Raw genomic sequence first — 25,175 nt, 5'->3', positions numbered from 1 at the left:
GGTATTCAGTTAAAAAATGTTTTTTAGAATTTTTTCAACGACCATATCGTATAGCTTTTTGATGGAGTTTCTATGGTTGCTTTTCCTCGTTCATCGGTGGAGATAGTTTTGGCGGTGTTTTCAGAATAATCGTAAAGTGTGGTATTTTTGAAAGAAGTAAAAACGTCTTGTTTTTTGCTTAAACTGCCGTTGTTTATGGCCACTACCAAGCCAGGTGATTTGCCCTCGCCAGTCCGTTGGGCCACGTAATATTCTGTGTCAGCAAAAATCACGGAGGCATCGCCTTTGGCCAATGTTCTGTTAATTAGTATGAGGCGATCAAGCTTCCATTTTGGCAATTGCACTTCATAATCGAGATAAAAAATACATGGATAACCGGGATGCGTGAGTATGTAAGCGTAGGCCAAAAGTTTATTTTCAGCATTCCCGATTCTGTTAGATTGATTGGTTTCTTTTTCGGTGTCGTGGTTGGTTACAAAGGTCACTGCATTTTGAGGAGAAAGTTTGAAAAGGGCACTTTTGTCTCTCAGAAGTTTCAGGTTATTTCCGTCAAATGCCTGTTCCATGTTATAAAATGCCGCAAAGTCAAAAGCTTTTGCTCCTGTTTTATCCACCCAAGTTTTGAGATAATCGGGGTTGCCATCCCAAGCCTCTAAAACTCCAAACCCACCCACTTCGTCCATCCAAGATTTTACGACGGATGGATCAAATCCTTTTACATAATCAAACCGCCAGCCGTCAAATTTCATGGTGTTTTTGTAATATTTGGCCACTGAAGAATCTGATTTCCAGAACCATTTCTGTACGTTCAATTGATCGTGACAAAGATCTTGCTCTTCAAAAAACAGTGCCTCAGCATCTTTAGCATGGCGGTCGTTTGGATGAAAATCTTTCGCTGTTCTAAAAAATCTCCCTGATTTTGGTTTAAAAAGTGTGTAGGTATTCTTGTTCCGAAAAGGGTTGTATTCCAAAGATCCACCACTGTTATGGTTCAACACAATGTCTGCAATTACCTGGATGCCAGCTCCGTGTGCAGTGCTTATTAGTTTTTCGAGTTCTGCTTTGGAGCCAAATCTTGTTTCCAATGTTCCCATTTGGTCAAAATCACCAAAGTCAAAATAATCCATGGGGTCATAGCCCATTGAAAATCCACCAGACATGCCTTTGGAGGCCGGAGGAAGCCAAATTCTGTCCACACCTATTTTCTTCCAAGCGTCTATTCTTGTAGAGAGGGTATTCCACCAGTCACCTCTTGGTTCGACATCCCAATAAAAGCCCTGCATCATCACTCCACCCGTATTTTCGACCACATTCAAATCCATAGGAGCTGAACCAGAAGGTACATTTTCGGATTTTGAACAGGATATGAAAACGGTAAGGAATAGGCAGAGAACAGCGGCCTTTTTCATGGAGTTTGTTTTATTAAAGTTTAAAAAAATCTGCACAGAAATACTCCATGCAGATTATAATCAATCTATTCCGAATTTCTTCGGGTTATTTTTTTGTAATTTTATATGCTGGAGTTGACTTTGAAAAGTCTAGCATAATATCATATTTCCCAGCTGTAACTGCAATGTTCGCTCCATTAACGTCAAGCGTACCGTTAGCACCATCATCGCCGTAGTTTAATGCCCAATCGGAGTTTGCTCTGAATTTTATCTCGCCTGTTTTGAGGGTTACATTTTGTGCAATCCAAACTCCTTTTGTGTCAAAATCTTTAGAGAAATTTCCAAAGTCAGGTGTGAAAGTAAAGTCAGGAGTAGCACCCCAGTCGTTGTATCCGCTACCAACAATTCCCCACAGGTTTGTTATTTTTTCTATGGTCATTTTGTTCTCTTTTAAATTCATTGTTATAAGATATGTACCTTTTTTGGCAGCAATATTAGCTCCACCAGCATCCAATGTGCCATTAGCTCCATCGTCGCCATAGTTTACTGCCCAGTCAGAGTTTTGTCTGATTTTAAACTCGCCATCTTTCAAGGTAACTACTCCTCTCCATTGGTCAGAGAATGGATCGTAAGTCAAAGGTGCATCTGGAGTTGCTCCCCAATTGTTGAATGCACTTCCTACAATTCCCCACGAATACTTTTCTACTTTTACTGTAAGCTTTGCTGCATCAAAAGTGATTTTATAGGCTCCAGCTTTTGAAATAATATTGGCACCGTTGGCTTCTAGGGTTCCATTGGCTCCGTCGTCACCATAGTTTATAGCCCAGTCGTTGTTTTTTCGGATTTTAAACTCACCGTCTTTTAGTGTAACATAAGCCACAAATACCTCTACCGAACCCGTTTTGTAGAAAGGAGCATCAGCAAATGCACCCCAGTCGTTGTAGGCACTTCCTACTACTCCCCATGGGCTAGAAAGATCGAGTTTATCCAAATACGCAGTGGCTTTAAATCCTGCCAATGGCGAAGTAAGCGTAACGGCATCGCTGAGTTTGGCTTGGATTTTTACATCTAAATCAGACGCAGCCCCTGCTGGCAAACCTAGATTTAGCAAAATGCTATTCAGCTCAGCACCTTTGAAGGTTTTGGTCAAATCTTTGCCAGCACTGTAGCTATATGCTTTGGAGAAATCGCCACCTTTTTTGTCTAAAAGAATGGTATAAGTAGGAGCGGCATCGTAGCCAAACTCTGGTTTTAACCAAGAAACTGTTAGAACAGTGTTCTCTGCAACGTCTTTCGTAAGAACCACTGTAGGTGCTGACAGTGAAACAACTGGCGTGGCTCCTGAATTGAGCACAGCCTGAATCTCGTCTTTTTCGCAAGAGGTCATCAGTATCAATGTCCCTACGAAGAATGCTATATTTTTAAATATTTTATTCATTTTCTGAAAAATTTAAGATTAATAACCTGGGTTTTGTGTCAAGTTGGTATTTACCGTGCGAGCCTCAGCTGGAATCGGGAACAGTTTATACTTCGTATCTACTGCTCTTCCTGCACTTACACCACCTTTCCATGGCCATAGATAGGTAGAAGTAGTAAGTTGGTCAAAACGGATCAGGTCTGTACGACGGTGTCCTTCCCAATACAACTCACGGGCACGTTCATCAAGTATAAATTGAAGTGTAAGATCATTCGCTGAAATATTACCAGATGTGCTTCCGTATGCTCTTTCTCTAATTTTGTTGATGTACGAAAGTGCCAGGTTTCTATCTCCAGTACCACCTCTGAGTACGGCTTCAGTATAAATCAAATACATCTCAGAAAGACGGAAAATAGGAAAATCGGTATCAACAAAATTACCAGTGATATCAGTGCCTTTGGCTCCTGAAGTGTAGTTGTTGGTCCATTTTTTCACATGTACACCATTAGCAAAATTACTCACGTCATCGATTTCGTTTTCTACTGGATCAATTCTAAACTTTGAAGTAGTGAAAAGAGCTCTTTTGTCGTTTGTGGTAGTTGTATTTCCACTAAAAAACTTGCTCGAAAGTCCTTTTGTAGCTCTATAACCTGCCCAGCCACTATTCACGCCGAAGTCCGGGTAGTCATCTCCTGCTGCTGCATGAGCTAGGAACGTGGTGTTTCCGTAGCCTTGGGTTTTTAGTCCATCACAATTGATAGCCCAAATGATTTCGCCTGTTTTGGTATGATTATCTGCCTGGAAAAGCTCATGATATTTTGGTGTTAAAGCATAGCCTGCATCGATCACTTTCTTTGCATAAGTAGCGGCTTCGGTGTTTTTCTCTGTTCCGATGTAAGTTTTTGCGTTCAGGTACATTCTGGCCAAAAGAGCTTGTGCTGCACTTTTGTCTACTCTGCCATAAATAGCCGTTTTTGCAGCTGGAAGAATGTTTTCTACCTCTTTCAACTCTTTTTCGATATAAGCAAAAAGCTCAGATGAAGATTTCTCTACTGGAGTTACACCCACGGCGTCGGCTTCTGTCAAAAACGAATATTTACCAAATAAATCCATAGCAGCCCAATAATTGAAAGCACGTAAGAATCTTACCTCAGCCACAGCATTTTTGATGTTTGTAGCATTGGCACCAGTTATTCCTCTTTCATTTAATTTTGCGTCAGTAGATTCACGAATGAACTCGTTGATAAGGGCTACATTCCATATCGGACGGGCATACATACCTTTAATGAATGGGTCAGTGCTGGTCCATGATAAATTATGGAAGTCCTTAATAGTTTGGTCGTTCCATGTCACCATGGCTTCGTCAGTTGGTAACTCCTGCATATTGAAAAACGGACGAATAAATGCTATCTGTGATCCTTCATCAAGACCTGTAATATCCGGCTGACCACCGCCGCCTGTGTTTCCACCTACCGAAAGAGCTCCATAGATTTTTGCCAAAACCGAGTTATAACCGTCTACGCTAGAATAAGCTTTGTCTGGTGTGAAGTCATTCTGAGGAAACAAGTCGAGCTTGTTTGAACACGATGTAATGAAGGCCGTCGTGAGCAAAGCAACTGAGAATTTTTTAAATATATTTTTCATTGTTTTTTCTTCTTTTTAATAATTATCAAAAATCAAAGTTTAAACCAAATGTGTAAACTCTTGGACGAGGATAAATGGTGTTGTCTACGCCCGTAGCACTTGAGTTTTCAGGATCCAAACCGCTGTATTTGGTTACGAAGAACACGTTGTTTACACTTGCATTTAAACTTAAAGTAGTGTTTCCGAATACTTTACCTACATAATACCCTACATTAATATTGTCCAATCTGAAGAAAGAGGCATTTTCTATGTAATAATCAGATAGGTATCTATTATTGAAGAAATTGGTTTTTGTTAGAAGCGTAGTGGCGTTGTTAATCACCAAAAGCGGATCTATCAAATTTCTAAGAACCGAACGCTCAGACTGAAGGTTGTTGTACAAATAATTGCCTACCATGGCATGTCCAGAAGCACTAAACGTAAACTTGTTGTAGTTTACCGAAGTGCTTACACCAAAAAGCATGCTTGGAGCTGGTTTTTGGAACAAATATCTGTCCGAATCGTTAATTTGACCGTCTTTGTTTCTGTCTACATATACTCCCTCAAGCGGCGTACCGTTTTCGTCATATACTTGTTGGAATACGTAGTAAGTGTATGGCCATTGGCCGATAGCATGCAAGCCGATAGAATTACCTGTACCGCCAGAGATTCCACTAACAGGAATTCCAGTAAAGTTTGGATCTTCTTGCTTACGAAGTGCGGTAATTTCAGTATTGTTTCTAGTGAAATTAAAGCCTAAATCCCAACGTAATTTGTCTTTTTTGATTGGCGTAGTGTTCAATACTACTTCTACACCTTTGTTGGTCAGGCTACCCACGTTAGTGAATAAATTGATATCAAACGTAGAACCATAAGCTACTGGCACTGTTGCCAAAAGGTCTTTGGTATCTTTTTGGAAAAGCTCCACGGTACCGTTGATTCTGTTGTTTGCAAAACCAAAATCTAATGCTAGGTTTTTGGTGGTCGTAGTTTCCCACGAAATGTTGGCGTCGTAAGCTGCTGGTCGATAGAAAGTATAGAATTTATCGCCGAATTGGTACTGGGCTGTGGCAGTACTTTGGGCATATCTGGCTAAATATGGGTAAAATTGACCAAAATCTTGCTGACCCGTTACGCCATAACCAACTCTAAGTTTCATGTCAGAAACAATTTTGCTATTCTTAAAAATGTCATCTCTAACTTTCCAAGCCAAGGCAACTGCAGGGAAATAACCTACTCTAGTAGCAGGTGAGAATTTCGAAGAAGCATCTCTACGAATAGATGCTGTGGCCAAATATTTACCCATAAATGAGTAGTTTATTCTTCCCAAATAAGAATCAAGTCTATATTGCGGTTTGTCTGTTGCAAATATTGGCTCCGTGCCAGGGATTATCGTTTTACCATCAGCACTGTACGCTGGGAAGTTGTAAACGTTGGTTACGAAATCTTGGTAAGAATGCAAGGCCAAAACATCGATTTTACTTTTAATACCCACCAAGTCTTTTTCATAGAACAAAGACACATCCCAAAGTTTGTTAGACTTGCTTTGTTTGTAGTCTGTCAATCGTCCACTGGTCAGGTAGTTAGTTGCCGAAAGAGCATTAATCAGGTCTGTTCCGCTACCTTTGGTATTGTCAAGTCCAAGGTTGGTTCTTAGGTGCAAATCTGGCAAGAAGGGCAGTTTATAGTCTAACTCTATGTTTCCGATTAATCTGTTTACAGTAGAGGTATTGTCACGTTGTTCTAACAAACCTAAAGGATTAAATCCTGAAAGTTGTTTGTATTTACCTTGGCCATCTAACCATTGATAATATCCACCGTATGGGTTATCCGTCATTACTGGTTTGGTCGGGTCCATTCTCAAAGCTGATCCAATAGCTCCTTCATCCGCAAAACGGTTATTGGTATTGGCCAATTTTAGGTTAACATTAACTGCCAAGGCATTGTCCAAAAACTTGGGACTAAGATTGATGGCTCCAGAAGTACGATTGAAATTGTTGGTTTTCAAAATACCATTTTGGTTAGAGTATCCCAATGACACCCTGAAAGGTACTTTTTTGTACGTACCACCAGCACTAAGGTTGTTGTCTGTTCCTATGGCAGTTCGGAAAATCTGGTCTTGCCAGTCGGTATTTTCTGTTCCCAAGAGGTTTTTATAGGTGTTGTCACCAGTTTGAGCAGCTCTGGCGTTTATGATTTCCCTTACTTGGTCACCAGTAAGTACATCGACTTTAGTGAATACTTGACCCGCAGAAACCGCGGTATTGAAATTGAAAGTTGGTTTACCAGACGAGCCTTTTTTGGTAGTGATGATAATAACCCCGTTAGATGCTCTAGAGCCATAAAGAGCTGCGGCAGAGGCATCTTTCAGGACAGACATACTTTCTATATCATTTGGGTTGATGGTGTTCAATAGGTTGGCCGAACCAGCTATGCCATTTCCTTCTACTGGTATCCCGTCTATTACGATTAATGGGTCATTGCTAGCGTTTAGTGAAGCCGTTCCTCTTATACGGATTGTACTACCACCGCCTGCTGAACCGCCACCACTGGTTACTTGCAAACCCGCCACTTTACCTTGAAGCAATTGCTCTGAAGATTGGATGTTTCCCTTTTGGAAATCTTTGGCATTTACCGCTATTATTGAGCCAGTTAAGTCAGCTTTTTTACTTGTTCCGTAGGCTACTACCACTACTTCGTCTAGTATTTTGGAGTCGTCGACCAAGGCTACATTAATGGCTGTCTGTGTTCCTACCACCACTTCTTTGCTGGTTTTGCCGATAAATGAAAACACCAAAATAGCTTGATTGTTGGGAACAGCTATGGAGTAATTTCCGCTAACGTCGGTTTGCGTACCAACTGTAGTGCCTTTTACGGATACTGTCACGCCAATCAATTCTGATTTGTCTGTGGCATCTGTTACTTTACCCGTGATGGTTCTTTGGGCAAAAGCAACATTTCCTAAAATCATCAATAAGAAAACGGCAAACATGCCGAAGGCTGAGGTTGATGACTTTAAATTTCGACTGCGTTTGTTTTTTTGCATCTGAAATTAAGTTTAAGTTAAAGTATAAAATATTAAAAAATTGGTTTGAAAAATTTAAAAACAGGTAAGGCCTCGTTGCTGTTGCCTGCATCAAAAAAAGCCGCGTTTTCCCAATGTGAGCCTGTTCCCCATTGAGTTTTACAAGCCGTCGAGATCCATGCCGGCTCCCAATAAACTACCCCTTCGGCACCTGCATTTTTACACGTTTTTACGAGATCTACCATAAAACTTAGTTGGCCTTCGGGCGAAATCGGATAGTTTTTTATGGCCGCATCCTTGTCTAACATGTTGTTGGCTTTGTCATACTCGGCAGTTGAATATGGATATCCCGTCTCAACCACCATTAGCCTTTTACTGTATCTGTTTTTTAGGTTTTTTAAGGTACTTTCAAGCTTGTTTAAGTCATATTTCGACCATTTCGGGTAGTAACTCACACCAATCCAATCATAATTTTTTACACTGTTGACATTAGCATCTTTAAACCACCACTCTGCGTTTTCGGGCTGTGCCACGTGCAGCATGGTTTCTACTTTTTGTTTGTTGGTCTTATTAAAATCGGCTACTGCTTCGAGGCCTTTGTTAAGTAAGAAGGCATTGCGTTTCCAATTGATCGGGCCGTTACTGGCCGAATCAGGATGTTGAATGATACCGATGTTGGTTTCATTGCCTATCTGCACCATTTCGGGTGTGAGACCGCGACTGTTGAGGTAGGTAAGGGTTGATAAAGTGTAATTGTAAACAGAGTCTCCTAGAATATTCAGGTTTTTTATTTTTTGCCAAGCTCGTGGCATTATTTGTTTGGATGGATCGGCCCAATTATCGGAATAATGAAAATTGAGCAATACCGACTGATTGGCGTTTTTAGCTCTTTTTAAAGATTTTTCGACATCCGATAATGAGGAATAATTATTAAATTCTGGAGTATGCCAAAGACGCAATCTAATGAGGTTTGAACCTTTTTTGGCGAAATAGCCAAATGGCTCTACTTTCTCTCCTTTTTCTCTGTAAATACCGCTGCAGTCTTCAAGCTCATTTACGTAAGATAGGTCAGCTCCCAAATAAAAACTCGGTTTCAGATTTGGTTTTTGCTTACAACTGACAAGCGATACCACAGCCAACGCAAGCACTGAAGAATATTTGAGAATTGGACTTTGCACCTTTTTTATTTAAGTTTTTCGTGATGCAAAGGTATTGGCCAGCAACAGGGCAATCGCCCCATTTGGTATTTTTCTAATATTTTTTTGTTTTTTATAAAATATTGATAATGAAGTAATTGCACTTATAAATAGTACCGATTTATAAAATGGCACCTATTTTCTACTCTATTTTTATACCATCGAGGTATTCTCTGGGGGTCTGGTTGGTGATTTTTTTGAAAGAACGGTTAAAAGCAGTTTTTGAATTAAAGCCCACTTCGTAAGCTAATCCCAGGAAGGTAAGATTGTGGTTTTTGGGATCTACAACCATTTTCTTAAATTCCTCAATACGGTAATGATTGATAAAGTCAAAAAAGTTTTGGTGGTAATGGTCATTGATGATTTTTGACAGTAAATGTGCAGGTATTTGTAATTGCGAAGCCAGCTCACTCAAACTCACTTTTGGGTTCTTGTAGGGGCTGTGTTCAGCCATATATTTTTCCAATTTCTCCACTTCTCTCTTGGTACTTTCCAAATCATTTTGACTAGGTTTTTGATTGAGATTAACTGAAGTTTCGAGTAGGTCATCGAAAATCGAGATTTTTTGAGGCTGAGCTTTGAAGGTCTCAGATTGGTGTATTGCAAAATAACCAACAAAATAAGTGATGGTAGAAAAAGCAAACCAAGTAAGATCTACACTGTTTTCAAAAAGCCTTATGTTATCTATGTCAAAATAATGCCCAACCAATATTGCAATGATAGAAAATGCCCAGAAACAAAGAACTACAAATTGAATTACTGAAACACTGTTGAGGTAGTTGAGGTTTTGTTCGTAAGACAAATTGGTCTGAAATTCGAGTTTGTAAGCAACTATGGTTTTTCTAAAAAGATACCAATAATATACATTCCAAAGTAAGCCAAAAATTCCAGCTCCGCCGAATATGTAAGTCAAAATAAGCTTTTGCTCCATCAAATCCAGTAAAAAACGTTTGTCGTTTTGCATCAAAAATGGCAAATAGACAAAAAACTGTATCAAAAAAGGCACAAAATGCAAATACCATTTTGAAGGAAGAAACTGAACGTTATAGAGCAGTTTTATCAGATAGAAATAAAAAACGGGAGCATATACAAAGTAAACAAAGTCGTGCAAAATCACAATTCCCGGGAAACGGTTGACGAAAGTCTGGAAATTGGAAATTAAGTACAAGAAAATACTCAGAGATGAAATAATAATTGAAAGTATGAGCCAACGGTTGGCCTCAATGTTGGCATTCTGAATGAGCGGAATGGCAATCACCAACAGCATGCCTTGAAATACAGCAAAGAGCAACAAAAAGTCAAAAAGCGAATAAACGTGAAGCGTACCCATGAGATCCTCCCAGCCCTCTATGGTCACGATTATGGCCTTATTGTTGATGTCTGAGCTTCGCTTAATAATTCTGTTGGGTCTGGCTTTTCCGCTTTCTCGGGCTTCTACAGATTCCCAGCTTCCGCGGGTAAACTTGAATTCGAGTTTTTGTAAGTCGGAGTAAATTCGGGTTGTAAACTGGCCTTGTATATTGCGTTTTAGTTTATAGTCGGCATTGCTCGCTTCCCAGTTATTAAAGTTTCCCGAGATATAGATTTCGGCATCTTTTGGGGTGTTTTCAGGAATATTATCAACAATAATGTCGTAGGCTACTTGTTTTTCCCAACCCAAAATTTTGGCCTGAACGAGTTTGGTTTTTGCAGAATTTATGTCAAAACTACGATTTGGAAGACCTTCTCCACTGGGCGTACCTTCTACCAAAATCCAACTCCCTTGAGTAAATTTATATTCGAAACTTGGTGGGGCATCATCAAGAACGATGTAATAATTATTCTCTTTTACTTTTGTGAGCACGTATGCCGGATCGCCCGGATTCCAATTGTTGTAGTCAAGGGCAATAAAGAGGGGTTTGTTGGCATCAAGAACTGGCGACAGTATTTCTACATCAATCCTCACCTGAGCCAAAAGTGATGGCCCCGCTAGGCAAAAATAGACCCAGAGGAATTTTAGTATGTGTTTCTTAATCGCATTTCTTTGAACCATTGATGAAATGTTTGGTCAAAAGTAAACATTTTTTTGAGATAATTTATTTCGGAAAAACAAGGTAGGCTTGTGTCTAACTGACATTATTTTATGGCTATAAGAAGAGTAAATGTATGTTTTTTGAAAAATTTTAAACAATTTTGACACCTATTGGTTAGTAAATATGTTAACCGAATACTACAATGAAATGAGCCAATATTCCATCCGAGACCTCGAACAGCTTTCAGGCATCAAAGCCCATACCCTCAGGATATGGGAGCAGAGGTACAAGATATTGGTTCCCCAAAGGTCTGATACGAACATACGTACATATAGCGACCACGAGCTTAAGCTTTTGCTCAATATCTCAACGCTCAAAGACCATGGCTATAAAATTTCGGAAATAGCCAAACTGAAAGAAGAAGACCTGAGGAAAGAGGTTTACTCGCTTTCGGATAAACAAATGCAGTTTTCGGATCAGATTCAGGCTCTTACTATAGCCATGATTGACATTGACGAGGAAACTTTTGAGATTACTATCAACAAAAACATAAGTACGCACGGTATCGTGAAAACCATGATAAATGTGGTTTACCCATTTTTAACCAAAATTGGTATTCTTTGGCTTTCAGGTTCTATAGGTCCGTCGCAAGAACACTTCATTACAAATTTAATCAGACAAAAAATCGTAGTTGAGATTGACAAACTTCCAACCAACTATGACCCCAATGCCGAAAAAGTTGTGGTATATACACCAGAAGGTGAATATCATGAAATCGGAATTTTGTTCGCCTATTTTATTTTCAAAAACATGGGCAAACGAGTGGTTTATTTAGGTCAAAGTTTACCTTTTGATGAAGTGAGGTTTATCATAGAAAAAGAAAAACCGAGCTTTGTTTTTTCTGCTTTTACATCATTTTCTACACCGCAGGATGTCCAAAATTATGTAACCAAAATCGGCACCACTTTTCACTTTCAGACCATTTATTTGACTGGTATGCAGGTGGTTGGGCAAAAGTTGGACCTGACAGAGAATATCAAGGTAATCAACACTGTTCAAGAATTGGTCGACTTGGGTACCTCAACTAAAGCATAAGCATTGGGTCGTCAACAACTCTGAAGTTTTCGTTGAATGCATTAATAATCATCATGTCTTCATCGGAAATCGCAAAGTCAAAAACATCGAAGTTTTCCTTTATTCTTAGCAAATTGCTTGATTTCGGAATGGTAGAAACTCCATGCTGTATATTCCAGCGTAAAATTATTTGGGCTGGAGTTTTCTCGTATTTTTTGGCCAAATTCAAGAGCCTTTCATCATGCATTTTTAAGCCTCGAACTAGCGGCGTATAAGACTGTAAAGTAATTCCAAGTTTTTCGCACTTGAGTTTTAGATTTTCAAGATACAAAAACGGACTAAACTCTACCTGATTGACTGCTGGAACGATTTCGGAATAAGTCTGTAATTCCTCTAGAAAAGGCTCCAAATAGTTAGCAACCCCAATGGCCTTAGCTCTACCAGTTTCATAGATTTTCTCTAATGCATTCCAAGTTTCCTTCCGTGTGGCTTTTAGGGGCCAATGAACCAAGTATAAATCCACGTAATCGGTCTGAAGAAGTTCCAAACTTTGGTCAAATGCTTTCAAAGTTGCGTCATAGCCCTGGTCTTTGTCATTTACTTTGGTGGTAAGAAATATTTCTTCTCGAGGTATCGAACTGGTTCTTATGGCATTACCTATTTGTAGTTCATTTTCATACATCGACGCCGTGTCTATGAGTCGGTATCCTGTCTCCAAGGCCCACTCTACGGCCTGCTCTGCCTCTTTGTTGTACATGTCATATACACCCAAGCCAAGTAGGGGCATTTCCAGGCCATTATTGAGGATAGCTGTTGGTTGAAATTTCATTCAGTAAAATTTTTATAAATTAGATTTTCGAACTTTTAAAGCAAAAAAGCAGATTTACCCAAATATATTTGAATAAATCTACTTGATGATTAGCTAGGTTATTTGACCCAATAATCTACAACAAAAACCTTCTCCATGTGAGGCTTTAACACATCTTGAAATGCTTTGTGGTTAGAATTATTTTGGTAATCTGCTAGGTCCTTCTCGGATTTGAAACTAATTATAAAACAATGAGTAAAACCCTGATTGAACTGTTCCGGACTATTATTTATTCCCCATTCCATGTCTTTTATTTGAGGTACTGATTTTTTTAAAGCATAAAATGTATCAGCCACATGCTGAACGTCTTTCGCTGAGGAGCTGTCGTTAAATTTAAAAATAACAACATGCCTAAGTAATTTCTGGCTTGATTTTATTTGAGAAAAAACCGGTGTTGACATCATTGATACAACAAACAAGGATATCAATAATCTAAATTTTGATTTCATAATTTTGGTTACCATTTTTCAATACCTAATAGTTTTTTTCCTAAATCGTTTAATTCTGCGGTTCCATATTTGGTCTGCTCCCAGTTTCTTGGGTCGCCCGGAAAGGCATAACCTTCTGGTGCAATGCGGTTTTTCCATGAATTTACTCGCCAGTCACGCATGGCTCGGTTGTCTTCTTCGGCCGGCATCATCGATATATATTGAGCTATTCTTACTTTATTTTCGGAGTTATTTGGTCGAATGCCGTGTGGTTCTAAGCTATTGAATATCAGCAAATCACCTGCTTCCAGTTTTACTTTATGAAATTGTCCTTCAAATGCAGAGGTATCCGGTTGAAAACGATTTCTGTCTGCAGGTTGAGTGAGTTTCCAAGTATCGTATGTTCTGTACAACTCTGGTATGCACTGAAAACCTCCCATATTTTCGTCTGTTTGGTCGGCTAGGGCCAACACACCTTGTACATTCACGGGTTTGGTTTCGGGGTCATAATCCCAATGAATAAAACCTTTGTACTCAAAACCCGGGCGAATTGGGAAATTTAAGTTGGCTCTGTCTATGGTTACCCAAAGTTTTTCCGTTCCCCAAATATCTACAAAAGCATCGTACACACGCTGCATCTGGCGGTTGTTCCACAGGTGTTGGTTGTTGTAAACTTCTACCATACCGGTACCTCCAAGTTCTTTCATTTTCATTTCGGCCCTTGGTGCGGTGTACCAAGTTGATGGGTCATCAGGGTCTTTTTCTTCAAATTCCCAAAGAAAGGCGGCAGTTGCCAAGGCTTGCTCTCTCGGAACGGCATTTTTTACAATAACATATCCGTTTTCTATCCAAAACTTCCAGTCTTCTTCGCTTAAAACCCGAAGAGGAACACCGTTTGAACGGTCATTAAGAGCTATTTGACTGCTTGTTGCTGTTGACGGATTTCCGGGAATATCAAGGTGATTGGTGTTTGGTATCATAGTGGGAGCCATGGTAGGCACCATTCCAACATTAGGCGTTTCCATAAATATTTATATTTTATGTTTAAATAATATACAAATTTGACACGAAAATTCAAGGATTATATTCTCAAAATTTGCCTATATTTGAACAATATTGACTTTTTATATATTTTTTTAATTCAAATAGTATATTATAGTGTCAAATGACAAGTTGATTCTCGAGAAAATTGTCCCCGACCAAGAGAAAAGTTCGTTTCATTGGCTCGTAAATCCAAAGTTGAATGATTTTTTTCTTTGGCATTTTCATCCTGAATATGAGTTGGTTTTTATTGAGGCCGAGGAAGGGAAAAGACACGTTGGAGAGCACGTCGGGCGTTTCTATGGGAGTGATTTGGTATTTATTGGCTCTTATATTCCGCACCTCAACTTTGATTATGGCATAAAAACCGATTATCTGAAAACTGTTTTGCACATTCAGCCACAGTTTCTCAAAAGTGAAATCATGAATACTCCTGAATTGGAAGCAGTGGGTAAACTTCTGGAGAAGTCAAAATACGGAATTGCTTTTGGTGAAAGTGTAAAGGCCATGGTAGGTGAAAAATTCAAGAAAGCTTCGGAATTGCCCTATTTTGAGCAGTTTATAGCCATGTTAGAGATATTTAAAATACTTGGCGAAACCGAAGATTACACCTTATTACACACCGAAATTCCTAAAAATCAATACAATAAAAAGGAAGAGGAGCGACTAAGAAAGATTAATCACTTCATAGAATTAAATTTTGCCCGAAAAATTGATTTGATTGAAATTGCCCAATTGAGTAACCTCAGTACCGCTGCGTTTTGTAGATATTTTAAAAAAATGACCAAATTGAGTTTTACCGAATTCCTGAACAATTACCGAATAAACCAAGCCAAACTGATGCTCATGAACCATAAAAATGTCTCCGAAACCTGTTTTGATAGTGGATTTGATAGTCTTTCTTATTTTAACCGAACTTTCAAAAAAGTTACTGGTGAAAATCCTTCTGCCTTTCGGAAAAAGTATAGTAAATTGTAATCAAAAAAACTTCATCATGAAAAAATGCGTGCTTTTGGCCTTTCTGATTTGCCAAGCTTTTCTATCCATGGCTCAAGAATTTAAGGTAGTTGGCTATTACACGCCCACCAAAAATCCAGAAGAAATACAGATAGATCTGCTCACGCACATCAATTATGCTTTCGCCATTCCTGCAAAAACGGGCGACACCATTTTACCTATTGCCAACCCGGAGAATTTAATCAGAACAGAGAAGTTTGTTCATAAACACGGTAAGCAAATTTTTATCTCTATTGGCGGCTGGGGCATTGGCGATGGCGGAGGTGACGACACCAGATTTCATAAAATGGCCGAGAGAGCCGAGGGAAGGCACACTTTTGTAAAAAACGTGATGGCTTTTGTGAGAAAATACAACATGGATGGCATTGACCTCGACTGGGAATATCCAGATGAGGATAGCCCCTCGGCAAATCACTATGTAGCCTTGGTAAATGAGTTGGGCGATGCCTTACACAAGGAGAACAAAAAATTGACGGCTGCCGTAATTTCTTATGGTAAAAAAGGATACGGAACCAAAAATGAGGTCTTTGAAAAAATGGATTGGCTGAATCTCATGGCTTATGACGACGACTATGGACCGAGTTATGTGATCGCCCATTCGCCTTATTCTTTGGCATTGAAAAGCCTAAACTATTGGCTAGTTGAAAGGGGTTTACCCGCAAAAAAAGCAACGCTCGGCCTGCCTTTTTACTCCAAAAAAGGAATGGGAAATTATGGCCCAAGCTATAAAGATTTGCTTAAAGACGGAGCAAGTCCTTATGACGATTACTGGAAAGGTGCTTTTTACAACGGAATGCTTACCATTGAAGAAAAAACTAAATTGGCCAAAAAACGAGGCTTAGCCGGTGTGATGATTTGGGAAATCTCAAGCGACACCAACAATGAATGGTCGCTTTTGAAAGCGATTAGGAGGGGATATTGACTTGGATGTTTTTTGAATTAAAAAGCAATTTTGAGACTTTCGGAGTCTACCAGAAGCAATAAATTTGAAAAAACGTCGGTTTCTACTGATATTTACATTTCTAAAAAATCAAAAACAACAATGTTTAAAAACTTCTTAAGGATTTGTTTTGTGGCGTTTGTGGCCACTTCATGCGATAAAACTGGCGGTAGTGATACCACAGAAACCACTTCAACTACCGAGGATCCGGCTTCAACTGCTACATTAAATTATAGTGTAGTGGGTAGTTATCCGCATGATATACAGTCGTTTACAGAAGGACTTTATGTCGACAACGGTCAGATATTCGAAAGTACAGGTTCCCCTGAAGAATTAACTTACACCTTGTCGCATCTCGGACCTGTAGATACTACCACAGGAAAAATAATCCCTAAGGCCTCTATTGACCCAAAGAAATATTTTGGAGAAGGCATTGCTAAATTGGATGGTAAAATTTTCCAACTTACTTATAAAGCACAGAAATGCTTTGTTTATGACGCCAAAACTTACAAACCCATCGCAGAATATCCTTATGCCAATGCCGAAGGTTGGGGTATGACCCACGATAGCACGCATTTAATCATGAGCGATGGCACCAGTAAACTTACGTTTTTTAGTCCCAAAGACTTTTCGAAAGTGAAAGAACTGAATATTAGAGAAAATGGGTACGCCGTAGATAAGATAAATGAGCTGGAATATGTAGATGGTTTTGTTTATGCCAACATCTGGACGACCAATCAAATTGTAAAAATTGATTTAAATACTGGAAATGTGGTGGCAAAAGTAGATTTAGGACCTCTTTATGTAGAGGCTCAGAAACAAAACCCAGGTTTAATGGAAATGAATGGTATAGCTTATGACCCTAAAAAAGGAGAGTTTTTAATTACCGGAAAACTTTGGCCAAAAATTTACAGAATTAAGTTTTTGTAGGTAATATTTTAGATAAACAGGCATTTTTATATTGAATTCAAACTTATTTTATCACCAAACCTAAACTTGTATGAAAAAAATACTATCTCTCATTTTGGCGGTCTCTAGCACTATTGCTGTGGCCCAGACCAAAAAACAAGTAATGGACGACATCCAAAAAAGGCAGCCAGAATATAGCTCCATGGCCATGGACATCTGGAGTTTTGCAGAGGTCGGATACCAAGAATTTAAGAGCTCGGAGCTTTTGCAGAATACCTTGAAGAAAGAAGGTTTTACCGTAACCGCTGGCGTTGCTGAAATTCCAACGGCATTTGTGGCTACTTTTGGTTCTGGCAAACCTGTCATAGGTATTCTTGGTGAATTTGATGCTCTTCCTGGTCTTTCACAGTCTGCCAATCCTGAGAAACAATCGCTCAATGGCATCGCAGGACATGCTTGCGGACACCATTTGTTTGGTGTAGGCTCAACAGCAGCAGCAGTAGCGGTGAAAGATTGGATGAAAAAAACTGGACAAAAAGGCACCATTAAATTCTACGGAACTCCTGCAGAAGAAGGCGGATCTGGAAAAGTGTATATGGTTCGTGAAGGCTTATTTAAAGATGTAGATGTAGTGCTTCATTGGCACCCAAGTTCTGACAACTCGGCCAATGCCTCTAGTTCTTTGGCCAACAAGTCGGGTAAGTTTAGATTTTATGGTCGCTCAGCACATGCTGCAGCTTCGCCAGAAAGCGGTCGCTCGGCCTTGGATGGTGTGGAGGCCATGACGCACATGATCAACATGATGCGTGAGCACGTGCAAGAAGATTCTAGAATTCACTATGTAATTACGCAAGGAGGAAAAGCTCCAAACGTAGTTCCGGACTTCGCAGAATTGTATGTATATGCCCGTCACCCCAACCGCACCAACGTAAAGGACATGTGGGAATGGATGGAAAACATTGCAAAAGGAGCGGCTCAAGGAACAGGTACGAGGGTAGAAGTAGAGGTTTTGGGTGGCGTTTACGAGTTATTGCCCAACGAAACTTTGGCTCAAGTGATGCACAAAAACATGAGTACAGTTGGCGGTTACATAATGACGCCAGACGAATTGGCCTTTGCCAACAAAATACTTCCTACCCCAGGGATGTTCAAAAGTTCCTTGGACGCTACCAGCAAAATACAAGAATTGAAACTTGAAAACACAGCCAACGGGGGCTCTACAGACGTAGGCGATGTAAGTTGGGCTGTACCTACAGTGGGTTGTCGTACGGCCACATGGGTGCCAGGCACACCAGCACATAGCTGGCAGGCGGTAGCCGCGGGTGGTACTAGCATAGGCGTAAAAGGCATGATGATAGCAGCCAAAACCTTGGCCATGAGTGCCATAGATTTGTTTGAAAACCCAGAACTAATACTTAAAGCGACTGAAGAGTTTAAAACCAAAACAGGTGGCGATTTCAAATATGAATCACTTTTAGGCACCCGCAAACCTGCTTTGAATTATAGAAATTGATACTGATTTATTTTGATTGTTGAAAAGGCGGCAATTTTGTCGCCTTTTTTTGGTTTGCTCAAGTTTGTGTCCTTTCAAACTTCACCCCGCACCCAAGTTTATGTCCTCACAAACTTTACTCAGCCTCAAGTTTGTCTCACTATATGCTTCACTGAACGCCTGAGTTTGTGTCCTTAGCTATACCCATCAACCTAAGTTTTTTGTAAAAAATAAATTTTGCACACGGATAAACAAAGATTAGACACTGATATTTTTGATAATGAAATTTGAAATCTGCTTTTATTCCTTGTCAAATCAGTTCTATCCGTGTGCAATTGTTCTTAGCTTGACGGCTATGGTGTCATCACAAACTTTACTCAGCCTCAAGTTTGTCTCCCCACAAACTTCAGGATCAATTCCCACCATTTCTCCCCAAAAAAATCGTATTTTTGTGGTTCAAATTCAATAATTCGCTTTGGAACCAAACTACGACTATCACAAACCTGTAATGCTCAAAGAGTGCCTCGAAGGCCTCAACATAAAGCCTGACGGCATTTATGTAGATGTTACTTTTGGTGGTGGTGGCCACAGCAGGGCTATTCTCGAAAAACTCACTACGGGTCATCTGTACAGTTTTGACCAAGACGACGACGCTAAACAAGAAGCCGCAAAAATAGAGTCTGAAAACTTCACGTTTATTTCCGCAAATTTCCGGTTCATAAAAAAATATCTCCGAGTTTACGGCGTAAAAACTGTTGATGGTATTTTGGCAGATTTAGGAATATCTTCTCACCAAATAGACACTGCAGATCGAGGATTTTCTACGAGATTCGATGCCGAGCTGGATATGCGTATGGACGTGCAGCAGCCTCAATCAGCCAAAACGGTGGTAAACGAATACAGTTTTGAGGATTTGCACAAGATTTTTGGCATATACGGTGAGCTAAAAAATGCCCGCACGGTGGCTCAGGCGGTTGTTTCAGGAAGAGGAGCTGGGCCAATAGAAACCATTAGAGAGCTGAAGGCCGCCCTCCAAACTTATGCCCCTCGGGGTAAGGAAAACAAGTTTTTTGCTCAGGTTTTTCAGGCTTTGCGTATCGAGGTTAATGAAGAATTGAAGGTTTTGGAGGAGTTTTTACAACAAGTACCAGAGATACTTTCACCAGATGGTAGATTAGTGATGATGTCGTATCATTCATTAGAAGACCGCCCTGTAAAGAACTTCATCCGTAGCGGAAAGTTCTTTGGCGAAGTAGAAAAAGACCTTTTTGGCAATGAAATAAAGCCACTTCACTCTATTACCAGAAAACCGGTAGAGGCCTCAGAAGCCGAACTTTTGGAGAATCCTAGAGCCCGCAGTGCGAAGCTCAGAATAGCCCAAAAGCTAGCGTAAATTATTCCGTTTTGTGATTGCCACTAAATTTTTTAAATCGCAAGAATAAATTTTAAAGAAAAAAATCTTTAATTTTGAAAAGTGCTTCCCATAAAAATTTAAATTAATGTCACAGAACCGTCCCAGAAGGAGAGTAGAACCTCAGAGTTCTAAGTCCTTTAGCTTCAACCTCATAGACCCCATGGCGAAGTGGGTCAATCGCAAACTCGAAATAGACGAGCGTCTTTCGCCAGGTACACTCAGAAAAGTACTCTGGATAGGTTTATTGGTTACGGTTTATATTTTTTTTCAGCATAATTTTGATGGCCTCATCAGAAGACTAGATAGGGCGGAAAAACTCCTCAACGAACAGCGAGCTTCTTTTATCTCGCATAAGTCAAAGTATCTTTATGCCAGTAAGCAGTCCGAGGTTGAAAAAAAACTTCAGGAGCGAGGATTTGAAAAGAATGCTCAGCCGCCCATCAAAATAGCTTTCGAAAAACCTTAAAACACTTCCTAAAATGTCTGAGAAAAGTTCAATAAAGGAACAAATAAAGCATCGTTCACGGTGGACGATTTTTGTTTTGGGTTTGGTGGGAGTTGCTATTTTTATAAAAATCATCTATCTCCAAACGAGCCAAAAGAAGGAGCTCATGTCAAAAGTTGTGGATTTTCAGATGAAAGAACGCATTATTGACGCTACCCGTGGAAACATCTATGCTTCTGACGGTCAGAGTCTTTTGGCTACTTCCATACCAAAATATCAGGTGGTCTTTGATCCTTTCCAAGCCAAAAAAGAATTATTCGAAAGTAGTATCGACTCCCTTTCTATTTTATTATCGGCTTATTTTCAAGACTACAGCTATTTGGAGTACAAGGAAAGAATTTCCAAGGCTCGTAAAGCCAAAACCCGTTATATGCTCTTTGGTGGTAGCCGAAAATTGGATCATGTGGAGAAAGAAAAAATTCAAAAGTTTCCACTTTTCAGAGAAGGACCAAACAAAGGCGGTGGTCGATTTGAAATAGAGGAATACCGATTTTTGCCTTTTGACAATTTGGCCATGCGGACCATCGGTAAATTGGACAGAAAAACCAATAAAATCGGAGATTTTGGTATAGAGGCCAGTTTTGAGAATTATCTGAGAGGTAAGGACGGCAAGGGTTTTTATGAAAGATTGGCAGGAGGTTATCAAAAACCGGTTAATCTAGAGTCAGATATTAACTCTGAGCCGGGCTGGGATGTTGTGACGACCTTAGATGTTAATTTTCAGGATATTATAGAAAGTGCCTTACGCAATCAGGTATTTAAAACACAAGCCAAATACGGCACTGCAGTAGTAATGGAAATAGCCACGGGCGAGGTAAAGGCCATAGCCAATTTGACCAGAACAATGGACGCCGACGGTGTAATCAGCTACATTGAAGATCAAAATTATGCAGTTAAGGAAGGTACTGACCCTGGTTCAACTTTCAAGTTGCCGACCATGGTTGCCTTGCTTGAGAAAGCCAACCTTCAGCCAACTGATTATGGAGTAAATTGCCCAGGTGAAATCCGCCACAACGGACTTTCTTTCACTTGTTCGCACAAACACGGTGAATTGACGGTCCAGGAGATTTTTGAGCAATCATGCAACATCGGTATTTACAGCTTAATGAAAAAGCACTTCGGTTTTTCTACGGCTGAAGATTATTTTGCCTATTTGAGGCAGTTTAGACTCGACAAGCCCTCGGGATTTCAGCTTAAAGGAGAGCCATACCCAGTTTTGAAAAACTCAAAAAGTTCTACTTTCTCTGGCACCACAGTACCTTGGATGTCAATAGGATATGAATCTCGCATTACGCCGATACAGATGTTGACATTCTATAACGCTATTGCCAACGATGGCCAATGGATACAACCCATCATAGTGAAAGAGATCAGGCGAGGTGTAAAAGTGGAGGAGGTTTTTACGGCCAATCGTATTTCTGAACCTATTTGTTCCGCCAGCACGCTCAAAAAAATCAGACAAATGATGGAAGGTGTCGTGACCAACGGTACTGCAAAAAACGTGAACGGCGGCACCTGTCAGATTGCAGGTAAAACCGGTACTTCACAGAAACGAGTGGGAGGAAATTACAAGCAAGGCCTTTATCATACTTCTTTTATTGGATATTTTCCTGCCAAAAAACCAAAGTATAGCTGTGTGGTGGTTATAGACGAGCCTGTTGGGGCTAATATTTATGCGGCTGACGTTTGTGCTCCCGTTTTCAAAACTATTGCGGATAAGATTTTCGCTTACGATATTTCAATGCACCCACGTTTGGTTTTGAAAAGTAACGTACAGAAATTGGCGGACAAGCAAAATCCGGGTAAAATATCTGACCATAAAAGCATTGCTCAAAGACTGGGAATTCAGAATCAGCCAGTTGGTGACGGTTTTACCAATCCTAAGGTGGTTAAAAACGATTCAGTAATTTGGGAATCCAAAAATCCAGATAAAAGTTTGGAATCAATAAAAGGTCTCTCGCTCAAAGATGCCCTGCCGTTATTGGAGAATAAAGGCTTCAAAGTGCGGTATTCGGGTTTTGGAAAAGTGAAGGCTTATTCCATGATTGGTAAAAATATTGTAGCTTTGGTGCTTCAATAAACCATTCGATTGATGATTTACACCAGGCTTTTTGAGGCTTATCAAAATTACAAAGAACTTTCTTTAACCAAAAGGAGGTTTAAGCACAGTGATATTTTACCTCTTATCCAAAATTTGCCCTTTGATAATACACTTGCTGGTCAGTCGTTTGAGAAGAGAGATATTTATAAAGTAAAGCTTGGAGAAGGCAAAAGAAAGATACTTCTTTGGTCGCAAATGCACGGCAATGAGGCCACGGCCACCATGGCCATTTTTGATATTCTTAATTTTCTGAAGCCACAAGATGACGAATTTCAAGACTTCAGGGAGGCTATTCTTAGCGACTTAGAGCTTCATTTTGTGCCTATGCTCAATCCCGACGGAGTTGAACGGTTTATTCGCCGTACTGCCCAAGGAATAGACATGAACCGTGATGCCGTGGCTTTGCAGTGTCCAGAAAGTAAAATTTTGAAAGGTTTGGTTTTGGATTTAAAACCTGAGTTTTCATTTAATCTTCATGACCAACATATTCGTTATTCTGCTGGCATCTCATCTGAACAAGCTACAATTTCGTTTTTGGCAACGGCCTACAACCAAGAGACAGAATGGAACGAGGTGAGGACAAAGTCGCGGCAGGTAATTAGTGCAATGAATGAAACCCTCAAGGAATTTATTCCAAGCAATATTGGTCGCTTTTCTGACGAATTTGAACCCAGAGCCTTCGGAGATAACATACAAAAATGGGGCAGTAGCCTTATTCTGATAGAATCTGGTGGCTATAAGGACGATACAGAGAAACAGTTTATCAGAAAACTCAATTTTTTGTCTATTCTGAGTGCTTTTGAAGCTATTTTGAGCAATTCATATCAGAAATTTACCTTGGAGGACTACCTACAAATACCTCAGAATCAAAAGTATCTGTTTGATTTGAAAGTAGTAAACGCCAAAGTGAAATTGGGAGAAGTTGATTTCGAGGTAGATTTGGGCATTAATTTAGAAGAAAAAAATAATATTACAGCAAGCGAATTCACTCACAAAAGCGTTATTGAAGATATGGGCGACTTGTCAGTTTTCTGGGGAATACAAACTTTAGACGCAAAAGGCGGCTTGTTGAAACCGCTTTCTGATTTTCCAGAAATCGCCCAAAAATATAATTTTCAGAAACAAAATTTAGTTTTGGAGGGCGAAGAGGCTCATTTTATTATTGACCACGGAGATCATCAAACCGTTATATTTAATGGCAAAGTGGTTGAATAATTTTTAAAATATTGGATATCAAAAAGTTAATATTTCTTTCTTTCTTGGCTCTCCTTTCATTTGCTGCCGTTTCGCACGAACGTTCGGTGTATGGCAAAGTGATTGACGCAAGCACCAAAAAAGGAATTTCTACGCTTAATATTTTAAACAAACGCTCCAATCAAGTTGTGGCCACTAACGAAACCGGTGATTTCTATATCCGTGCAATGGTTGGCGATTCTATCATTATCACCAGTTTTGGATACAATCGAAAGGGAATTCTTTGGGACGGAAAGGACAGAAATCCTGTTTTAGAGGTCAAACTTCAGCCATTTATGTTGCAGGAGTTGGTTGTAAAGGACCGTAAACTTAGCGATTTGCATAAGGAAATTAAGGACTTTTTGGCCAATCCAAATGATTCCAAGGCCATCAGAAACGAAATTCTGAAAAGTATGCTCAACACCAATACCAGTCAGCCGGGCATTGGGATTTCTATAGATGCTCTCTACGAAATGTTTAGTAAAGAGGGTAAAATGAATCGTAAGTTGGCCGATATGCAGTTTCAGGATGCCAAAAGTTTTTATGCAGATCTCAAATACAATAAGCAAGTAGTAGCTCAGATTACACATCTGCAAGATGAAGATTTAGACGACTTCATGGTTTTCTGTAAACCCACACAAGATTTTATACTCAACGCCACCGATTATGAGCTCACTTTTAAAATCCTTAAATGTCTAGGCGATTTCCGCAATACCCGAATTATCAGACGGTTGCGGTAGTGCTTTCTGAATTCTTTTTGCTAAATTTATGGTTTAAACACTATAAAATATGAAATCAAAAATTTACACTGTAGCATTTATTATGCTCATTTCCTTTGTGTCTTATTCTCAAAGCTTTATGGAGGGTTTTGACAGATTCTCTTCCAAGAAAATCGCCTACCTGACCTTGGCCGATGGTTCAAAAGTGGAGGGGGATATTGAAGATTTGGATAGAAAGAAAGGAAACATCTCCGAAATTACCATAAAAGTAGATGGAAAGAAAAAGACCTATAAGCCAGAACAAATAAAGGAAATGTATTTGCCAGCCTCGGGCTTGGATAAGTTCAGCAAACAAATGGAAGTTGGCACCAACCTTTCAAAAGATCTGAATAACGACAGAATTACCGATGGTTATGGATTTTTTGAATATACACAAGTTGATATTAAAGGAAAAGTACAGCCATTATTGATGCAGTTGGTAAATCCAGGATTTCATAACAAAGTGAGAGTTTATTTTAACCCTTTCGCAAGTGAAACCATGTCTGTAGGAGTGGGACCAATGAAAGTGGGTGGATTGGATAAGTCTTATTTTGTAAAAGTTGGAGATAAGCCAGCTTACAAAATTACAAAGGGTGATTATGACGAACAATCAAAAGAACTGTTCAAAGGCTGTGCTGCGGCTATGGCGGCTCTTAAGAAAGATCCAGACTGGAACAAGTTTGAGAGAATCGTTTACGTGCATTTTGGGTGCAAATAGATTCTCAAATTTGGAT

The 25,175-nt window shown here is 39.7% G+C and carries 20 protein-coding genes; 11 read left to right on the top strand and 9 right to left on the bottom strand.

All coding sequences use genetic code 11. From position 1 onward, the window contains the following. Positions 1 to 23 precede the first annotated feature (23 nt). The 6 genes from EGI31_RS11050 to EGI31_RS11025 form a co-directional block, all read right to left on the bottom strand. A complete protein-coding gene (locus tag EGI31_RS11050; protein ID WP_255037292.1) occupies positions 24 to 1,409 on the bottom strand; it encodes an alpha-amylase in 1,386 nt (461 codons plus the stop codon). A gap of 85 nt (positions 1,410 to 1,494) precedes the next feature. Continuing rightward, positions 1,495 to 2,826: a SusE domain-containing protein gene (locus tag EGI31_RS11045; protein ID WP_255037291.1), complete on the bottom strand. Its 1,332-nt coding sequence runs from the start codon at positions 2,824 to 2,826 to the stop codon at positions 1,495 to 1,497. 18 nt (positions 2,827 to 2,844) lie between these two features. Next, positions 2,845 to 4,449, bottom strand: coding sequence for a RagB/SusD family nutrient uptake outer membrane protein (locus EGI31_RS11040; RefSeq protein WP_255037290.1), 1,605 nt, complete (start codon positions 4,447 to 4,449; stop codon positions 2,845 to 2,847). A gap of 25 nt (positions 4,450 to 4,474) precedes the next feature. Further along, entirely contained in the window at positions 4,475 to 7,474 is a 3,000-nt protein-coding gene (locus EGI31_RS11035) for a SusC/RagA family TonB-linked outer membrane protein (RefSeq protein WP_255037289.1), read from the bottom strand. Between the two features lie 32 nt (positions 7,475 to 7,506). Continuing rightward, positions 7,507 to 8,631 (bottom strand): glycoside hydrolase family 53 protein, encoded by a 1,125-nt coding sequence (locus EGI31_RS11030; protein WP_255037288.1) that lies wholly within the window; start codon positions 8,629 to 8,631, stop codon positions 7,507 to 7,509. A gap of 160 nt (positions 8,632 to 8,791) precedes the next feature. Continuing rightward, positions 8,792 to 10,681, bottom strand: coding sequence for a helix-turn-helix domain-containing protein (locus EGI31_RS11025; protein WP_255037287.1), 1,890 nt, complete (start codon positions 10,679 to 10,681; stop codon positions 8,792 to 8,794). Between the two features lie 163 nt (positions 10,682 to 10,844). On the opposite strand from EGI31_RS11025, the gene EGI31_RS11020 reads away from it, so the two are divergent. Next, positions 10,845 to 11,756 carry a MerR family transcriptional regulator gene (locus EGI31_RS11020; protein WP_310586199.1) on the top strand — a complete coding sequence of 304 codons (912 nt, stop codon included), beginning with the start codon at positions 10,845 to 10,847 and terminating at the stop codon, positions 11,754 to 11,756. On the opposite strand, the gene EGI31_RS11015 is transcribed toward EGI31_RS11020, so the two are convergent. From EGI31_RS11015 to EGI31_RS11005, 3 genes are all read right to left on the bottom strand, one after another. Further along, positions 11,746 to 12,564: an aldo/keto reductase gene (locus EGI31_RS11015; RefSeq protein ID WP_255037286.1), complete on the bottom strand. Its 819-nt coding sequence runs from the start codon at positions 12,562 to 12,564 to the stop codon at positions 11,746 to 11,748. The genes EGI31_RS11020 and EGI31_RS11015 overlap by 11 nt on opposite strands. Before the next feature lie 98 nt (positions 12,565 to 12,662). Next, the gene (locus tag EGI31_RS11010) at positions 12,663 to 13,052 is read right to left on the bottom strand and encodes a Dabb family protein (protein ID WP_255037285.1); all 390 of its coding nucleotides are present in this window, start codon (positions 13,050 to 13,052) and stop codon (positions 12,663 to 12,665) included. Positions 13,053 to 13,060: 8 nt separating this feature from the next. Then, complete coding sequence (locus EGI31_RS11005; RefSeq protein ID WP_255037284.1) at positions 13,061 to 14,056, bottom strand: phytanoyl-CoA dioxygenase family protein; 996 nt, start codon at positions 14,054 to 14,056, stop codon at positions 13,061 to 13,063. A gap of 133 nt (positions 14,057 to 14,189) precedes the next feature. On the opposite strand from EGI31_RS11005, the gene EGI31_RS11000 reads away from it, so the two are divergent. The 10 genes from EGI31_RS11000 to EGI31_RS10955 all read left to right on the top strand — a co-directional run bounded on the left by EGI31_RS11000 (position 14,190) and on the right by EGI31_RS10955 (position 25,159). Next, entirely contained in the window at positions 14,190 to 15,050 is an 861-nt protein-coding gene (locus EGI31_RS11000) for an AraC family transcriptional regulator (RefSeq protein WP_255037283.1), read from the top strand. 16 nt (positions 15,051 to 15,066) lie between these two features. Beyond that, positions 15,067 to 16,011, top strand: coding sequence for a glycoside hydrolase family 18 protein (locus tag EGI31_RS10995; RefSeq protein ID WP_255037282.1), 945 nt, complete (start codon positions 15,067 to 15,069; stop codon positions 16,009 to 16,011). Positions 16,012 to 16,131: 120 nt separating this feature from the next. Further along, complete coding sequence (locus EGI31_RS10990; protein ID WP_255037281.1) at positions 16,132 to 16,959, top strand: glutaminyl-peptide cyclotransferase; 828 nt, start codon at positions 16,132 to 16,134, stop codon at positions 16,957 to 16,959. Between the two features lie 70 nt (positions 16,960 to 17,029). Continuing rightward, positions 17,030 to 18,451 (top strand): amidohydrolase, encoded by a 1,422-nt coding sequence (locus tag EGI31_RS10985; protein ID WP_255037280.1) that lies wholly within the window; start codon positions 17,030 to 17,032, stop codon positions 18,449 to 18,451. A 454-nt stretch (positions 18,452 to 18,905) separates the two neighbouring features. Then, positions 18,906 to 19,823, top strand: a complete 918-nt coding sequence (gene rsmH / locus EGI31_RS10980; protein WP_255037279.1) for a 16S rRNA (cytosine(1402)-N(4))-methyltransferase RsmH — start codon at positions 18,906 to 18,908, stop codon at positions 19,821 to 19,823. Between the two features lie 106 nt (positions 19,824 to 19,929). Next, positions 19,930 to 20,310, top strand: coding sequence for an FtsL-like putative cell division protein (locus EGI31_RS10975; protein WP_255037278.1), 381 nt, complete (start codon positions 19,930 to 19,932; stop codon positions 20,308 to 20,310). 13 nt (positions 20,311 to 20,323) lie between these two features. Then, positions 20,324 to 22,429: a penicillin-binding transpeptidase domain-containing protein gene (locus EGI31_RS10970; protein WP_255037277.1), complete on the top strand. Its 2,106-nt coding sequence runs from the start codon at positions 20,324 to 20,326 to the stop codon at positions 22,427 to 22,429. Between the two features lie 12 nt (positions 22,430 to 22,441). Next, on the top strand, positions 22,442 to 23,665 hold the full coding sequence (locus EGI31_RS10965; protein WP_255037276.1) for a M14 family zinc carboxypeptidase: 1,224 nt from the start codon (positions 22,442 to 22,444) through the stop codon (positions 23,663 to 23,665). Positions 23,666 to 23,676: 11 nt separating this feature from the next. Further along, the gene (locus EGI31_RS10960) at positions 23,677 to 24,423 is read left to right on the top strand and encodes a peptidase associated/transthyretin-like domain-containing protein (RefSeq protein WP_255037275.1); all 747 of its coding nucleotides are present in this window, start codon (positions 23,677 to 23,679) and stop codon (positions 24,421 to 24,423) included. A gap of 49 nt (positions 24,424 to 24,472) precedes the next feature. Then, the gene (locus EGI31_RS10955) at positions 24,473 to 25,159 is read left to right on the top strand and encodes a hypothetical protein (RefSeq protein WP_255037274.1); all 687 of its coding nucleotides are present in this window, start codon (positions 24,473 to 24,475) and stop codon (positions 25,157 to 25,159) included. Positions 25,160 to 25,175 lie beyond the last annotated feature (16 nt).

The sequence above is a fragment of the Lacihabitans soyangensis genome (genome assembly GCF_024343775.1).
GTDB lineage: Bacteria > Bacteroidota > Bacteroidia > Cytophagales > Spirosomataceae > Leadbetterella > Leadbetterella soyangensis.
The sequence above is the reverse complement of the archived record's forward strand: the minus strand, read 5'-3'. Positions and strand labels throughout refer to the sequence as shown.

Bases quoted from the DNA above. Each gene is read 5' to 3' on its own strand.
- EGI31_RS10975 (WP_255037278.1), top strand. From the start codon at position 19,930: ATGTCACAGAACCGTCCCAGAAGGAGAGTAGAACCTCAGAGTTCTAAG.
- EGI31_RS10955 (WP_255037274.1), top strand. From the start codon at position 24,473: ATGAAATCAAAAATTTACACTGTAGCATTTATTATGCTCATTTCCTTT.
- EGI31_RS11005 (WP_255037284.1), bottom strand. From the start codon at position 14,056: ATGGAAACGCCTAATGTTGGAATGGTGCCTACCATGGCTCCCACTATG.
- EGI31_RS10995 (WP_255037282.1), top strand. From the start codon at position 15,067: ATGAAAAAATGCGTGCTTTTGGCCTTTCTGATTTGCCAAGCTTTTCTA.
- EGI31_RS10970 (WP_255037277.1), top strand. From the start codon at position 20,324: ATGTCTGAGAAAAGTTCAATAAAGGAACAAATAAAGCATCGTTCACGG.
- EGI31_RS11010 (WP_255037285.1), bottom strand. From the start codon at position 13,052: ATGAAATCAAAATTTAGATTATTGATATCCTTGTTTGTTGTATCAATG.
- EGI31_RS10990 (WP_255037281.1), top strand. From the start codon at position 16,132: ATGTTTAAAAACTTCTTAAGGATTTGTTTTGTGGCGTTTGTGGCCACT.
- EGI31_RS11040 (WP_255037290.1), bottom strand. From the start codon at position 4,449: ATGAAAAATATATTTAAAAAATTCTCAGTTGCTTTGCTCACGACGGCC.
- EGI31_RS11020 (WP_310586199.1), top strand. From the start codon at position 10,845: ATGTTAACCGAATACTACAATGAAATGAGCCAATATTCCATCCGAGAC.
- EGI31_RS10965 (WP_255037276.1), top strand. From the start codon at position 22,442: ATGATTTACACCAGGCTTTTTGAGGCTTATCAAAATTACAAAGAACTT.
- EGI31_RS11025 (WP_255037287.1), bottom strand. From the start codon at position 10,681: ATGGTTCAAAGAAATGCGATTAAGAAACACATACTAAAATTCCTCTGG.
- EGI31_RS11015 (WP_255037286.1), bottom strand. From the start codon at position 12,564: ATGAAATTTCAACCAACAGCTATCCTCAATAATGGCCTGGAAATGCCC.
- EGI31_RS11035 (WP_255037289.1), bottom strand. From the start codon at position 7,474: ATGCAAAAAAACAAACGCAGTCGAAATTTAAAGTCATCAACCTCAGCC.
- EGI31_RS11045 (WP_255037291.1), bottom strand. From the start codon at position 2,826: ATGAATAAAATATTTAAAAATATAGCATTCTTCGTAGGGACATTGATA.
- EGI31_RS10985 (WP_255037280.1), top strand. From the start codon at position 17,030: ATGAAAAAAATACTATCTCTCATTTTGGCGGTCTCTAGCACTATTGCT.
- EGI31_RS11050 (WP_255037292.1), bottom strand. From the start codon at position 1,409: ATGAAAAAGGCCGCTGTTCTCTGCCTATTCCTTACCGTTTTCATATCC.